General features: G+C 65.4%; 10 protein-coding genes. 4 read left to right on the top strand and 6 right to left on the bottom strand.

Annotated elements, in window-relative coordinates; all coding sequences use genetic code 11:
* Window positions 1-5: 5 nt before the first annotated feature.
* The 4 genes from JG747_RS03495 to JG747_RS03480 all read left to right on the top strand — a co-directional run bounded on the left by JG747_RS03495 (window position 6) and on the right by JG747_RS03480 (window position 7,615).
* Complete coding sequence (locus JG747_RS03495; protein ID WP_202361163.1) at window positions 6-3,857, top strand: DUF7929 domain-containing protein; 3,852 nt, start codon at window positions 6-8, stop codon at window positions 3,855-3,857.
* Window positions 3,858-4,064: 207 nt separating this feature from the next.
* Window positions 4,065-4,742, top strand: coding sequence for a ribulose-phosphate 3-epimerase (gene rpe / locus JG747_RS03490; RefSeq protein WP_038651055.1), 678 nt, complete (start codon window positions 4,065-4,067; stop codon window positions 4,740-4,742).
* Between the two features lie 447 nt (window positions 4,743-5,189).
* Window positions 5,190-5,933 carry a GntR family transcriptional regulator gene (locus JG747_RS03485; protein WP_202362224.1) on the top strand — a complete coding sequence of 248 codons (744 nt, stop codon included), beginning with the start codon at window positions 5,190-5,192 and terminating at the stop codon, window positions 5,931-5,933.
* A gap of 167 nt (window positions 5,934-6,100) precedes the next feature.
* A complete protein-coding gene (locus tag JG747_RS03480; RefSeq protein ID WP_019862371.1) occupies window positions 6,101-7,615 on the top strand; it encodes a malonate--CoA ligase in 1,515 nt (504 codons plus the stop codon).
* On the opposite strand, the gene JG747_RS03475 is transcribed toward JG747_RS03480, so the two are convergent.
* From JG747_RS03475 to JG747_RS03450, 6 genes are all read right to left on the bottom strand, one after another.
* A complete protein-coding gene (locus JG747_RS03475) occupies window positions 7,612-9,684 on the bottom strand; it encodes an ABC transporter ATP-binding protein/permease (RefSeq protein ID WP_202361162.1) in 2,073 nt (690 codons plus the stop codon). The genes JG747_RS03480 and JG747_RS03475 overlap by 4 nt on opposite strands.
* A 76-nt stretch (window positions 9,685-9,760) precedes the next feature.
* Window positions 9,761-10,873 (bottom strand): NAD(P)/FAD-dependent oxidoreductase, encoded by a 1,113-nt coding sequence (locus JG747_RS03470; protein ID WP_202361161.1) that lies wholly within the window; start codon window positions 10,871-10,873, stop codon window positions 9,761-9,763.
* Window positions 10,874-10,883: 10 nt separating this feature from the next.
* Entirely contained in the window at window positions 10,884-12,056 is a 1,173-nt protein-coding gene (gene nagA / locus JG747_RS03465; protein WP_019862375.1) for an N-acetylglucosamine-6-phosphate deacetylase, read from the bottom strand.
* Entirely contained in the window at window positions 12,053-13,087 is a 1,035-nt protein-coding gene (locus tag JG747_RS03460) for an SIS domain-containing protein (RefSeq protein ID WP_202361160.1), read from the bottom strand. Before JG747_RS03460 ends, nagA begins: the two co-directional genes overlap by 4 nt.
* The gene (locus JG747_RS03455; RefSeq protein WP_095202943.1) at window positions 13,084-13,866 is read right to left on the bottom strand and encodes a GntR family transcriptional regulator; all 783 of its coding nucleotides are present in this window, start codon (window positions 13,864-13,866) and stop codon (window positions 13,084-13,086) included. Before JG747_RS03455 ends, JG747_RS03460 begins: the two co-directional genes overlap by 4 nt.
* On the bottom strand, window positions 13,863-14,744 hold the full coding sequence (locus JG747_RS03450; protein WP_202361159.1) for an N-acetylglucosamine kinase: 882 nt from the start codon (window positions 14,742-14,744) through the stop codon (window positions 13,863-13,865). Before JG747_RS03450 ends, JG747_RS03455 begins: the two co-directional genes overlap by 4 nt.
* Window positions 14,745-14,869 lie beyond the last annotated feature (125 nt).

The raw sequence follows: 14,869 nt of genomic DNA, 5'->3' as shown, positions 1-14,869 counted from the left end.
GGAAGATGAACAATCTCGCACTCTCCCCGCTCGCGCAAAACCACGCAACCGTCATGGAGACGATCATGAAACCCCTGTCATACGCCAGGCGCGGCGCGCGCTGGCTGATGGCGGCCGGTATCGCGGTCGCCATGCTAACCCCGTTCGCGAGCCACGCGGAAGACGCCGCTCCGATCACCCCGGAACTGAGGCTCGATCTCGACAATTCGCGCGTCGTCAATCCGAGGCCGGAGCGGGTCGTCCCGTTCTTCACCAAGCAAGGCACCCAGAGAGGCTGCGACTATGTCGTCTACTCCCTGAGCTTCGGCCTGCGCGGTGACCCGCAGGGTTTTGCCGATCCGGGCCTGATGGGCTTGCTGAAGAAACTCAAGATCGAGTTCAAGGACCAGCTTCCGCACGGCCTTGCCATCGTCAACGTCAATGTGTCCGGCGACGGCACGGATGCCTCCGGCGGACCCCTGCCGAGCGCGACGATCAGCAATACGGCGGGTCCCAATGATACCGCCACGGTGTCCGATTTCCGGCTCTCCGCCGCCGATCTCGACGGCGCCGGTGCCGCCAATGAACGTGTCATCAATTTCCAGATCACCGCCAAGATCGACCATGCGGCGTTTCCCGCGCCGACGATCGTCGACAATCAGGGCTTGATCAAGGTGAGCAACGAAGCCGGCACCGGGACCATCATCCCGTCGCAAGATCCGAGCAAGCCTGACGATGGTGACTACAAGACCGGTGTGAAGACCTCGATCAAGATCGATGTCACCAAATGCAACCCGCCGCCACCACCTCCCGGCAAGGAATGCTTCAAGGTGGAACGCGGCACGGTCGATTGCGTGCCCGGCGGCGGCGCCTTCATCTACCACATGCCGGTCGGTCCGGAGATGGGCGGCAAGTGGGTGCAGGTGTCGACCACCACGCCTGGCATCACCATCATCCCCGACACCCAGCTGGTGCCGGTGGGCGGCGGTGTGCTCAATTGGAAGATCGTCGGCGCATCGCCCGGCGACGTCATCCACCTCATCGTCACCGGCATCGAGACCTATGCCGGGCCGAAGGAGGGCTGGGGCCTGTGCTGCACGCAGACCATCGACATCGTCATCCCGCGTGACCAGCGGTGCCCGCCCAAGGACAAGGAGCCGGATCTCAAGGTCGAGAAACGCGCCGATGTCCCACGCTGCACCATGGCCGGCGGCTGCGACTTCACCATCAGGGTCACCAATGTCGGCACCGCGCCCTACGACGGCAAGATCGTGCTCGACGAGGTGACGCTGCCGGCCGGCTCGACGCTGAGTTCAGGGCCCAATCCGCCCTGGGTCTGCGTGCCCGGCACCACGCCGATGACATGCACCTATCCGGTGACCACGCTCAATCCGGGGGCCTTTGTCGACCTCAAGCTCGGCTTCAAGCAGGCCGGGGGCTGGCAAGGCAGTGCGCTGCGCAACTGCGCGACCTACAACTATGCCGCCAGCGGCAAGCCGCTGTTCGGCAGCCAGTCGAATGATCGTGGCTGCGCCTCGATCCCGATCTGCCGCCGTGGCGATCGTGACCGCGACTGCCAGCCGCCGGTCGAGAAGAAGGTCGACCTGATCCTGAAGAAGCGCGCGCGCATCCCGGTCTGCACGCCGGACGGCGTCTGCTACTTCGTGATCGACATCATCAACAACGGCACATCGACCTATAACGGGCCGCTGACGGTGATCGACAACTATCCTGGCGGCGCACCGAGCTCCTCGACCTTCGGGCCGAGCCCGCCCTGGACATGCGGTCCGAACGGCCCCGGCCAGTTCCGCTGCGACAATGCCGGCATCTCGCTGCCCGCGGGCGCCTCGACGCCGATCTTCGTCAAGGCGGTCATGCCGGCCGACTATCAGTCGGATACGGTCGAGAACTGCGCCGCGGTGAAGGCCATTCCCGGTGAGGTCGATCTCACCAACAACAAGGCCTGCGCCAAGGAACGCATCCGTCGTCCCAATGGCGGCAAGCCTGGCCTGCGCATCACCAAGGTGTGCAACGGCTCGCTGGCCGGTGCCGCGGTCGTCTCTTGCCGCATCACCGTCTCCAACGCCGGCACGGCCGCCCCCACCGGGCCGGTGCGGGTCAACGATGCCGCCACGCTGGTGTCGGGCGGCGCGCCCGTCCAGATCCAGACCGTCACTCCTGACGGCGCGGAATGGGCGTGCGGACCGGTTCCGGCCAACACGCTGTCGTGCCAGATTCCCGGCGCCGTCATGACGCCCGGAACCAGCAGGCACTTCGACGTCACGGTCTCGGCCAATGGCGAGTTCGAAAACTGCGCGCGCGGCTCCTATGGTCGGGCGCCTGGCGACGACATCGTCTATCCGATCGGCCAGGCCTGCGCCAAGGGCGGCGGCGCTTCGACCATCCGTGTCGAGAAGACCGGCGACCGCGAATGCCGGCTCGGCCAGCCCTGCTCGTTCGACATCACCATATCAAATGACGGGACGAGCCCCTTCTCCGGCCCGGTCCGCATCGGCGATGCGATCGGCGTCGAAGGTCTCGGCCGGCTGGACGGCGTCGCGATCACCTCGATCGATCCGCCCTTCGGCTGCTCGCCCGAACCGGCAACCCTGCCTCTGTCCTGCATCGCCAACCTGACGCTCGGCGCCGGCGAGAGCCAGTCGCATCATGTCACCGTAGTCATTCCCGACGACGGGCGTCTGGCCAACCTGCAGGGCAACGTCAATGGCCAGAACTGCGTTGGCGTCCTGTCTCCCGACACGCGGGTTGAGGACGGCGGCGACGTGCTGTCCAAGGATGCGGCCAATGTGCAGGGCGATCGCGGCAAAGCCTATGCGTGCCATCCCTTCATCATCACCCATGAGGTGAAGAAGGAATGCTCGCCGGGCTTCGTCATGAACGATGCCGGCCGCTGCGTCTGCCCGGAAGGCACCACCTTCCGCAACGGCCAGTGCACCGGCGGCGGCACCAACATTCTGCCGACGCCACCGCCGCCGAAGCGCTGCGTGCTGCTCGAAGGCCAGATCCGCACCGAGGACGGGCGCTGCATCTGCCCGCGCGGCACGGCGCTGGAGAACGGCAAGTGCGTCAGCACCAACAGGCCCGAGCAGTGCACCATCCGCGGCCAGATCCACGACGCCGACGGCTACTGCGTCTGCCCGCAAGGGACCGAAGTGCGCAACGGCGCCTGCCGCCCGATCCGGCCGAAGCCCCAGGAGTGCCGCATCCCCGGCCAGATCCGCAATGCCGATGGCGATTGCGTCTGCCCGCAGGGGACCGAGGTGCGCAACGGCGCTTGCCGTCCAGTGCGGCCGAAGCCTCAGCAGTGCCGCATCCCCGGCCAGATCCGCAATGGCGATGGCGATTGCGTCTGTCCGCAGGGCACCGAGGTGCGCAACGGCGCCTGCCGTCCGGTCCGGCCGAAGCCTGAGCAGTGCGCTATCCGCGGCCAGGTGCACGATGCCAATGGCGATTGCGTCTGCCCGCGTGGGACTGAGGTGATCGACGGCGCATGTCGGCGCAAGCAGCCGCAACTGGAGCAATGCGACATACGCGGCCAGGTCCACAACAAGCGCGGCGAGTGTGTCTGTCCGCGCGGGACCGAGGTGATCGACGGCGCATGCCGCAGGCCCAGGCAGCAGACGGAGTGCGCGCCGGGCACCCAGATGATCAATGGCCAGTGCCAGCCGATCTTCAAGCGGCGCTGCCCGGAAGGCACGATCGGACGGTATCCAAACTGCCGTCCGATCCGGGGACAACCATCGCTTGAGATCAACCCGGGACTGCTGCTGCAGCAGGTGCTGCCACGGCGTCAGCCGCAGGTCGACCAGCAGCAGGATCCAGCACCAAACAGAATCCTGAAGCTCCAGCAGCAGTAACCAGCTGCTCGACGCCAGACCAGAAACCCGCCGGGGCAATCCGGCGGGTTTTTCTTCATGGCACCGGCAATCGGGGATCGCAGACGCGGCAACGCCACCCAAGCCTGTGGAGCCGCCACGTCTGCACCCTCGACAAGTCACCCGCCGGGCATTAGGCAGTCGGTCCAGAGTGACCGGTATGAAAAGGGCGCCCGGAAAGGCCGCAGGATGAGCAGAAAGACCTTGATCGCACCATCGGTGCTGGCTTCGGACTTTTCGAGGCTCGGCGACGAGGTCGAAGCCGTCGCGGCGGCAGGCGCCGACTGGATCCATCTCGATGTCATGGATGGCCATTTCGTCCCCAACATCACCTTCGGCCCGCCCGTCATCAAGGCGATCCGCAACCGCACCAAGGCCTTCTTCGACTGCCATCTGATGATTGCGCCGGCCGATCCCTACCTCGCCGCTTTCGCCGAGGCCGGCTGTGACGGCATGACCGTGCATGCCGAGGCCGGGCCGCATCTCGACCGTTCGCTGCAGACCATCAGGAATCTCGGCAAGAAGGCCGGTGTGTCGCTCAATCCGGCGACGCCGGAAACGATGATCGAATATGTGCTCGACCGGCTCGACCTGATCCTGATCATGACTGTCAATCCGGGTTTTGGCGGCCAGGCTTTCATCCCGGGGGTCGTCGACAAGGTGAGAAGGGTCAAGGCGCTGATCGGCGACCGGCCGATCCGCATCGAGATCGACGGCGGTGTGTCGCCGGAGACAGCCCCCCTGGTCACGGCAGCCGGTGCCGATGTGCTGGTGGCGGGTGCGGCCATCTTCAAGGGCGGCAGCGTTGAAGCCTACCGCGCCAACATCGAGGCGATCAGGACAGCGGCCGACAAGGCCGCCGGCTAGAGCGTTTCACCGTTTCACGGAAACGGCGGATCGCTCTAACGCTTTGTTTTGGCGCAATTCTCAAGGGAAAGCGCTCCGCGCTTTTCCCGGGAAAACCGCTCACACTTTTCCTGGAATTGCTCTAACGCGCCGCCACGAATCGGATTCGCTGACGGGCCTGATTGGGGCAAACCGCCCGCAGTCTTTGCGCGCGACAGAAAAGATGCTCGCACAGGCACACAAGAAACGGATAAACCTGCGTGTATACAAAACACGTTAAGTTTCTGCTGGTTGTAGAGATGCGCAAGTTTCCACGATCAGATGCAGAGCGGAGTATATTTCTTTGTGCTTAAGTACAATAGCGCCATCTTCTGCTTGAGCCCCTTGACGCAGACATTGTATGGTACACGTACGGAAGATTCTTCTAGGACTCGCATTGCCCGGAAAATTGGGGACAAGGAGTCAACCTTGACATACGGAGCTGCCAACCTGAACGACGACGGCACAGGATCCAAGAGCACACTTGCCAGTACGGTCTACCAACAATTGCGGGAGGATCTTCTCAGCGGCGCTCTTGAAACCGAAAGCAAGCTGCGGGTCGAGTGGGTTGTTTCCAAATATGGCGCCGGCGCTTCCCCGGTTCGCGAAGCTCTCAATCGCCTTGCCTCCGAAGGACTTCTTGGTCGCCACGACCAGCGTGGCTTTTTCATCATGCCGGTCAGTGCGGCGGAGCTCGAGGAGCTGACGCGCACCCGCTGCTGGCTCGAGGAGCGGGCGCTTCGCGAATCCATCGCCCACCGCACCGCGGAATGGGAAGAACAACTGGTGCTGGCGCTGCATCGCCTGGGCCGCGCGTCACGTCTTTCGCAGCAAGATCCCTCGTCGCTCGATCCGGATTGGGAGAAATTGCATCGCACCTTCCATCGCGTGCTCATCTCCGCCTGCCGGTCGCACTGGCTCGTGGGTTTCTGCGATCAGCTTTCCGATCACGCCTATCGCTACCGGCAAATGGCCAATGGCGGCGAAAGCGTCCCGCGCGACGGTTCCGCCGAACACCGGCTGATCGCCGAATACGCGCTGGACGGCAATGCCGATGGCGCGGTCCAGGCCTTGATCGAGCACTACCAGCTGACCGCTTCCATATGCATGGAGCGTTTCAAGCAAGGTGAAGTCTCAAAGGTCGCCGCCTCGGCCGCACGCGCCCGGCGGTAACGATCTTTCCCTTGGCGCCTTGTCGCGACCTTCGGCGGGAGTGACGTGCTGGACCGCCGTTTGCGGCCTTGACGGCATGGCTTGGAAACGCCAACTCTTCGCCGCCGACTCATGTAGCCCTCAAGGCGTTGCCGGCGTCGCCATTGCCGTCACTGCGGGAAGACTTCATGAGCAATCATCTGTTCGATGCGTTCAAGTCCCGGATGCCGGCGCCCGGGCATCTGTTGATGGAAACCGATGACGGGCGCTCGCTCAGCTATGGCGACATGCTGGCGCGGTCGGCACAGTTCGCGCATGCGCTGCTGCAATTGGATGTCAAGCCCGGCGACCGGGTCGCCGTGCAGGTCGACAAGAGCCCGGAGGCGCTGCTGCTCTATCTCGCCTGCGTGCGCGCCGGCGCTGTCTTCCTGCCGCTCAACACCGCCTACACGCTGACCGAGCTTGCCTATTTCTTCGGGGATGCGGCGCCGCGCGTCATCGTCTGCGATCCGGCAAGGGCGGCCGATATCGGGCGCATGGTCGAGCCATCCGGCGCCGTCGTCGTCACGCTCGACCGCAACGGCCGGGGATCGCTGGCGGACCAGGCCTCGCGTCTGCCGTCGGATTTTCACGATGTGGCGCGCGGGCCCGATGATCTCGCGGCAATCCTCTACACATCGGGAACCACAGGCCGCTCGAAAGGCGCCATGCTCAGCCACGAAAACCTGGCCTCGAATGCGCGGGTGTTGGTGGAGCAATGGCGCTTCACATCGGGCGACGTGCTGATCCATGCGCTGCCGATCTTCCACACCCATGGCCTGTTCGTCGCCACCAATGTCGTCCTGATGGCGGGCGCCTCGATGCTGTTCGAGCAGAAATTCGACCCGGCCCGGATCGTCGCGCTGCTGCCGCGCGCCACCGCGCTGATGGGCGTGCCGACCTTCTATGTGCGGCTGCTGCAGCAGGATGGACTGGACCGACAGGCGACGAAGACCATCCGCCTGTTCGTGTCCGGCTCGGCGCCGCTGCTGGCCGACACGCACAAGGCCTGGCGCGAGCGCACCGGCCACGCCATCCTCGAACGCTACGGCATGACCGAGACCAACATGAACACTTCGAACCCCTATGAGGGCGAACGGCGCGCCGGCACGGTCGGCTTCCCCTTGCCGGGTGTCGCTTTGCGCATCGTCGACCCCGACAGCGGCAAGCCGCTGGCCCAAGGGCAGGTCGGCATGATCGAGGTCAAGGGTCCGAACGTTTTTGGCGGCTACTGGCGCATGCCGGAAAAGACCAAGGCGGAATTCCGCGCCGACGGTTTCTTCATCACCGGCGATCTCGGCATGGTCGACGCCGACTTCTATGTCCATATCGTCGGCCGCGGCAAGGACCTGATCATTTCGGGCGGCTACAACATCTATCCGAAGGAACTCGAAAGCGAGATCGACGCGCTTGATGGAGTGAGCGAAAGCGCCGTCATCGGCGTCGCCCATCCGGATTTCGGCGAAGGCGTCACCGCGGTCGTCGTGCGGGCGCCGGGGGCAGCGATCACCGCAGCCGAAATCCTCGGCGCCATCGCCGGGCGACTGGCCAGGTACAAGCACCCGAAGCAAGTGATCTTCGTCGACGAATTGCCGCGCAACACGATGGGCAAGGTCCAGAAGAATCTTCTGCGCGACGCCTATAAGGATATTTACGCGTCCTAACTGCCGTTCGCCGTCTTGCGCGGCTTGTTGATCCTGGTGCCGGAACCCCACAAGGCGCGCTGAAATAGCCCGCGTTTGCGGTTGCGCGGCACGAGATCGATATCCCCGACCAGTTTCGCGCCGCCCTTGCGCCGCTCCAGCGTGATCTTGCGGGTGTGGAACGCTTCCAGCTCGGTGCGATGCGCCACGCTGACGATGGTAACCTCAGGCAGTTCGCGGATCACCGTTTCCATCATCTGGTCCTGGCTCTTTTCGTCCAGCGCCGACGTTGCCTCGTCCAGCACGACGATGTCGGGGCGATGCAGCAAGAGGCGCGCGAAGGCGACACGTTGCTTTTCGCCGCCCGACAGCATCTGGTCCCAGGGCGCTTCCTCCTTGATCCGGCCGGCGAGGTGGCCGAGGCCGACCTTGTCGAGAGCGGCCTTGATCTGGTCGAGCTTCCACTTGTCGGCGGCCGCGGGGTAGGCGACCACCCGGCGCAGCGTGCCCGAAGGGATGTAGGGCCGCTGCGGCAGCATGAACAACCGCTTGTCGGGATGGAAATTGACGCTGCCGCTTCCCCATGGCCACAGGCCGGCGATCGCCCGCACCAGAGTTGACTTGCCCGAGCCGGATTCGCCCGACACCAGCACCCGTTCGCCCGCTTCGACCGCGACTTCCGTTTCCTTCACCATGGACGTGCCGTCGTCGAGCGTCACGGAGAGATTGTCGAGGGAGAGCATGGTGTCGCCCTTGGTCTCGCCGTGCTGGATGCGCCCGAGCTCGTCGCTCTGCTCGGCGCGCTCCAACCCGTCGAGCGACATCATCAGCGAAGCAATGCGGCGTGCGGAGGCGTTCCAGTCGGCGAGGCGCGGATAATTGTCGACCAGCCAGCCGAAAGAGCCCTGCACGATGGCGAAGGCGGACGCCGCCTGCATGACCTGGCCGAGCGACATCGAGCCTTCAAGGAATTTTGGCGCGCACAGCAGCACCGGCACGACCGGTGCGAACAGGCTCGAACCCTGCGACACCAATGCCGTGCGCATGTGCTGGCCGGTCAGTTGTGCCCAGCGTTTCAGCACGCCGGCAAAGGTCTTGTCGATGCCGCTGCGTTCCTCCTCCTCGCCGCCGAGCAAGGCGATGCTCTCGCCGTTTTCGCGCACGCGCGTCAGCACGTAGCGGAATTCGGCTTCCGCCTGGTTCTTCTCTTCGGACAGCCGCACGAAATCGCGGCCGATGACGAACATCGACGTGGAGGTGATCGCGGCATAGATCACCGCCGTGACGACGAGGAAGCCGGGCACCGTGAAAGTCGAGCCTCCCAGGGTGAAGCTCAAGGCCCCGCCGATCGTCCACAGCACCACGATGAAGGTCGAGGCCGACAGGGTGGCGACAATCACACCGGCGACGAAGTCGACGGGCGCCTCGGTGGCGACCCGCAGATCTTCCGAGAGGCGGGCCTCGGGGTTCTGGTGGTCGCCCTGCACGAGGTTCAGCTGGTAGTAGCGGCCATTGGCGAGCCAACGCGCTATCACCGAGGTGGTCAGCCAGGCGCGCCAGCGGCGCTGCATCGTCATGCGCAGATAGACCTGCGTGACGACAAGACTGATGCTGCCGATGACGAGCGGCACGAACACCGCGCTCAGGAAATAGACGGTGTGGGCGTCGCGCTTCTCTATGGCGTCGAAAATCGAGCGGTTCCAGACATTGATCCCGTACTGGAAGCCGACATTGATGCCGATCAGGATCAGCAGCCCGATCGTCAATGGCCAGCCGAGCCTGTCGCCGTGCCGCCCCCAATAGCCGCGCCCGCTGATCCAGAACCGTTTCAGCAAATATTTCTTGCGCGCCTGTTCTACCTGCTCGGGCGTCAGCTCGGGATCGGGTTCGGCGGCCTCCGGCGGTGGGGCTTCGCCGACAATCTCGGACGCCGCCGCTTCCACGGTCGATGCCTTCTTGTCGCGCGGCTTCTTTTCGCCCGGTTCCTCCCCGCGCGGTCTCTCGTCACGCGGCTTTTGCCGTCGCGGCTTGGGGGTGCCGCGCGGTTTGATGCCGTCGGCCGGTTTCGATCTGGGTTTCGCCTCGGACATACGCCCCGACAACGAGCTTGAAATCAAAAGGTTTCATGCCGCCCGCTTGATATGGCAAAATTCCCGGCTGCGACCGCTATCGCGGGTACAGCAGTTCGACGACATGGTCGGCGATGGCCAGGCTTGCCGTCAGGCCGGGGCTCTCGATGCCGAACAGGTTGACAATCCGTCCTGCACCGTGGTCGGCCGGACCCTGGATGATGAAATCGGCGGCAGGCTGGCCGGGACCTGATAGTTTCGGCCTGACCCCGGCATAGGCTGGCTGCAAGGCGCCGTCGGCAAGATCGGGCCAATAGCGCCGGATCGCTTCGTAGAAGGCAGCACTTCGGCCGGGATCGACCGTGTAATCCACATGGTCAATCCATTCGACATCGGGTCCGAAGCGCGCGCTGCCGCCAAGGTCGAGCGTCAGATGGACACCGAGGCCACCTTCGACCGGAACCGGATAGATCAGCCGCGAAAACGGCGACCGGCCGGGAAGCGCGAAATAATTCCCGCGCGCCAGCCACTGCCGGGGGATGAAATCCCCGGGGAAACCGTCGATCCGGCCGGCCAGGGCCTGCGCATCGAGGCCCGTAGCGTTGATGAAAGCGCCGGCATCCAGGGCGAGGGCCTCGCCATTGGCATCGCGCGTTTCGATCCGGATCCCGCCAGCCTCCACCGTCGCCCTTGCAACGGTGGTCAGGAAAGCAAAGGACGCACCGGCGGCTTCGGCCTCGCCGCGCAGCGACAGCATCAGCGCATGGCTGTCGACAATGCCCGTCGATGGCGACAGCAGTGCGCCGGCGCAGGTCAGTGCCGGCTCCAGGCTTTCGGCCTCGCTTTGCGTCAAAAACTCGAGATCATCAACCCCGCTGCGTCGCGCATTGGCCTCGATCTTCCGCAACCCGTCGGTCTGGCCGGGCTCGCTGGCGACAATCAGCTTGCCGGTGCGCTTATGGGCGATGTCGTGCTCGGCGCAGTAAGCGTAGAGACGCCGGCGGCCTTCGACGCAGAGTCGGGCCTTCAGGCTTCCCGGCGCATAATAGAGCCCGGCATGGATGACTTCGGAATTGCGCGAACTGGTGGCGGTGCCGATCGCATCGGCCTGCTCGACCACCACCACCTCGCGGCCCGACACGGCCAGCGCCCTGGCGACGGCAAGCCCGACGACGCCCGCTCCGGCGACGACACAATCGATTGTCTGCATGGCCCCGCCTTCAGCGTGAAGCGCCGGCCTCGAACACCTTGTCGCCGCCGATCCAGACGCTTCCTATGCCAAGATCGTCCGACAGCGCAACGATGTCGGCCGCCGTGCCGTTGGCCAGACGGCCAAGCCGGTGCGACTGGCCGATCGCCTGCGCCGGATAGAGCGAGGCCATGCGCAAGGCCTCGGACAGATCGACACCGACGACTTCATGCATGAACCGCACAGCCGAGATCATGTCGAGATCGGCGCCGGCCAGCGTGCCGTCGGCAAGCCGCAGGCTCCCGTCCTTGCGGTAGATGGTGCGGCCGTTGAGCGTGAACGAGGTCATGTCGGTGCCGATCGTCGCCATCGCATCGGTGACCAGCACGATCTTGCCCGGCCCCTGCTTGGCGTCGAGCGCGATCCGGATGCTGGCCGGATGGACGTGGATGCCGTCGGCGATCAGTCCGGCTGACAATGTGCCGATGTTGACGGCCGCGCCCACGAGGCCAGGCTCGCGGTTGCCGATCTGGCTCATCGCGTTGAACAGATGCGTGACCACGCCGGCACCGGCCTCGGCAAAGGCCTTTGCCGTGGCGTAGCCCGTGTCGGAATGGCCGAGGCTGACGACAATGCCGGCCTTGGCCAAGGCCGTAACGCGTGCCGGATCGACGGATTCCGGTGCGATGGTGGTGAGCAGCACCGGCAGTTTCGGCCGCGCCGCGATCAGCATTGCCTGGTCGGCATCCGTCATCGGCCGGATCAGCGCCGGATCATGCGCGCCCTTGCGCGCGATCGACAGATGCGGGCCTTCAAGATGCAGGCCGAGGAAGCCCGGCACCTTTTGCCGCGCGGCGGCCTCGCCGGCGGCGATGGCGGCAGCGGTGATCGCGGGCGTGTCGGTGATCAGCGTCGGCAGCAGCGCCGTCGTGCCGAACGGCGCATGCGCCCGGCATATGGTTTCGATCGAGGCGACATCGGGGTGGTCGTTGAGCATGACGCCGCCGCCGCCATTGACCTGGATGTCGACGAAGCCCGGCACCAGCATGCCGCCGCCTGTGTCGGCGGCGCGGATATCCGAGGGAATGGCGCCGGTGGGTAAAATCGCCTCGACCAGGCCGTCGCGCACGACTAGGGCGTGGCCTTCATGCCAGTCGTCACCGTCGAAAATGCGGGCGCCAGTCAGGGCAAAACGGTCGCTCATACGGTCTCCGTCACCTTGCGAAGATTGCGCGGCGTGTCCGGATCGAGGCCGCGATGGCGCGCGAAGGCCTCGACGAACACGTAGAACGAAACGATCAGCGTCAGCGGATCGGTCAGCGGGTGACCGGTGGCGACATGCGGCAGGCGCGTGGCGCGGTTGGCAAGCGCTGAGGTGACGAACACCGGCGCCCCCTTGGCCGCCAGCCCGTCGGCCGCCTCAGTGATGGACGGTTCTGACGCATCGCGCGCGGCCAGCGCCAGCACCGGAAAATCGGGACCGATCAGCGCCAGCGGGCCATGCATGACTTCGGCCGCGCTATAGGCCTCGGCATGCATGCCGCAGGTTTCCTTGAACTTCAGCGCCGCCTCGTTGGCCATCGCCGCCGACGGGCCGCGGCCAAGGATGAACAGCGATTTCTGCTTCTCGATGGTTTCAGCCAGCACGCTCATCCAGTCGCAGGCGATCGCTTTGCCGAAATGCTCGGGCAAGCGGGCCAACGCTGCCAGAAGTGCTTCGTCGCCGGTGGAATGCGCCATCAACGCGAGACCGGCGACCGCGGAATTGACGAAGGTCTTGGTGGCCGCGACGCTACGCTCGGGCCCGGCAAGGATGTCGATCGCATAGTCCGAGGCGCGCGCCAGCGGCGAGTCGGCGGTGTTGGTGACGGCGATGGTCAGCGCGCCGCCGGCGCGGGCGGTTTCGGCCATGGCGACGATGTCGGGGCTCTTGCCCGACTGCGAGATCGCGAGACACGCCGAGCCGTCGAGCCTCAGCTTGCGGCCATAGATCGAGGCGATGGACGGACCGACCGAAGCGACGGCAAGGCCCGCGGTCAGCTCCACGGCATATTTCATGAAGGTGGCCGCATGGTCGGACGACCCGCGCGCCACGGTGACGACGAAATGCGGGTCGCGCTCCTTGATACCGCGCCCGGCCTCGGCGAGCACGGCGCCGGAGCCGTCGAGCAGCCGGGCGACGGCCTCAGGGATCTCCTCGATCTCGCGCTGCATATGGGTGGTGTTGGAGATCATGGTCGGCCCTCTTCGCTCGGCCCTGTCAGCCGCAGTTCGGCAACGAAATCATAGGCGTCGCCCCGGTAGATGGAGCGGGTGAATTCGATCACCTTGCCGCTTGCCAGATAGGAAATGCGTTCGATATGCAGGCCGGCGATACCGGGCGGCACTTCGAGCAGACGCGCATCGCTGTCGCCGAGATTGGCGGCCGAGATGCGCTGCACCGCCCGTACCGGGCGGTTGCCGGTCAATTCCAGCGCCGCATAGAGCGAGGAGCCGATACCAGCTGGGTCGGGCAGCACGCTCGCTGACAGCGAGGCGCGTTCGATCGCCAGCGGCGTGTCGTTGGCGATGCGCAGGCGCGCCACGCGCGCCACCAGCTCGCTCGACGACAGGCCAAGCACCATCATCTCGTCGGGCGAGGGCGCGTAGAGGCCGCGGTCCAGCCATGCCGAACGCACCGCCATGCCGCGCCGCGCCATGTCTTCGGTAAACGAGGTCAGCCGCGACAGCGATTGCTCGACGCGCTCCATGCGCGGCGCCACGAAAGTACCGGAGCCGTGGCGCTGCACGAGAATCCCGCCCTTGACCAAATCCTGCACCGCCTTGCGCACGGTGACGCGCGAAATGTCGGCCTTGGTGGCGATGTCGCGTTCGGAAGGCAGCGCGTCGCCCGGGCCGATCAGGCCGCGGTTGACGGCGTCCTCGATGCTCTTGCGCAGCTGCAGGTAGAGCGGCGCGCCGCTTTGCGCGGATTGCTTCAGCGTGGCGAAGATCTGGTCGGCGGCGTCGCTCATCGCGCCGCCTCCACTGGCTTGGCGAAAAGCCGGACTGCCATCTGCACCGCGCCGCCCAGCGCGTCGTCGAGCGGCGGCTTCAGCAGTGCCCGGTAGCGCGCCGACAGGCGCGGCGCGTAAAGCGGCGCCAGCCCGCCGAGCAGGCAAAGCGGTGCGTCATCCGAAAGGCCGAGTGCGCCCAGCGAGGCCTCGACATCGCCGACCGCCTTGTCGACGATCCAGTTGGCGACGGCATCGCCCTTTTGCGCATGCTCGAACACTTTCGGCGCGAAGCCGCCGAAATCGCCGGGCTTGGCATTGGTGGTGAATTCGACCACGTCCTCGGGATTGTTGCGGAAGATCGCCATCATGGCGTCGGTCAGCGGCGAAGCCGCGCGCACGCCGTCATGGGCAAGCAGCGTCTGCTCCAGGAGGTCGCGGCCGATGCGGGCGCCGCTGCCCTGGTCGCCGACCTGGAAGCCCCAGCCGCCGATGGCGCGCGACGTGCCATCCTTGCGCGCCATATAGGCGGTGCCGGTGCCGAGGATGGCCATGGCGCCGTCACCGGAGCCGACGGCCCCTTCGAGCGCGATCTCGGCATCGGTCTCGACACGGCTTGTGCTGAACGGCAGGATGGCTTCGAGCTGCTGCCGGTAGGTGCCGACATTGGCACCGGCAAGGCCGAGAATGGCCGGTGTTTGCGGGATGAGTTCGGGATCCTTCCCGGCGGCGATGAAGGCTTGCCGCGCGGCGTCGACAATGTTCGAGCGCGCGCCGGTGAGGTCGGTGCGGATGTTGGCGGCGCCGCTTTTGGCACGGCCGATGACCGAACCTTCAACCGTTGCCAGGGCGGCCCTGCAGCTGGTGCCGCCGCCATCGATACCGAGCACGAATTTCACGCGATTTCTCCTCCGGGCGGATAATACCAATAAAATACCAATAGCCAAGAGTTAATTTCCGTTTCAAAAAGATTAAGCCGTATTTTATTGAAAATCCTGAACATTTCGTCGGCTGAACGATTTCC

Source organism: Mesorhizobium sp. 131-3-5 (genome assembly GCF_016756575.1).
Taxonomy (GTDB): Bacteria; Pseudomonadota; Alphaproteobacteria; order Rhizobiales; family Rhizobiaceae; genus Mesorhizobium; species Mesorhizobium jarvisii.
This window is presented reverse-complemented; position numbering and strand designations above follow the sequence as displayed.

Coding starts and splice junctions, on each gene's coding strand:
- JG747_RS03495 (WP_202361163.1), top strand. CDS start 6: ATGAACAATCTCGCACTCTCCCCGCTCGCGCAAAACCACGCAACCGTC.
- rpe (WP_038651055.1), top strand. CDS start 4,065: ATGAGCAGAAAGACCTTGATCGCACCATCGGTGCTGGCTTCGGACTTT.
- JG747_RS03480 (WP_019862371.1), top strand. CDS start 6,101: ATGAGCAATCATCTGTTCGATGCGTTCAAGTCCCGGATGCCGGCGCCC.
- JG747_RS03475 (WP_202361162.1), bottom strand. CDS start 9,684: ATGTCCGAGGCGAAACCCAGATCGAAACCGGCCGACGGCATCAAACCG.
- JG747_RS03470 (WP_202361161.1), bottom strand. CDS start 10,873: ATGCAGACAATCGATTGTGTCGTCGCCGGAGCGGGCGTCGTCGGGCTT.
- nagA (WP_019862375.1), bottom strand. CDS start 12,056: ATGAGCGACCGTTTTGCCCTGACTGGCGCCCGCATTTTCGACGGTGAC.
- JG747_RS03460 (WP_202361160.1), bottom strand. CDS start 13,087: ATGATCTCCAACACCACCCATATGCAGCGCGAGATCGAGGAGATCCCT.
- JG747_RS03455 (WP_095202943.1), bottom strand. CDS start 13,866: ATGAGCGACGCCGCCGACCAGATCTTCGCCACGCTGAAGCAATCCGCG.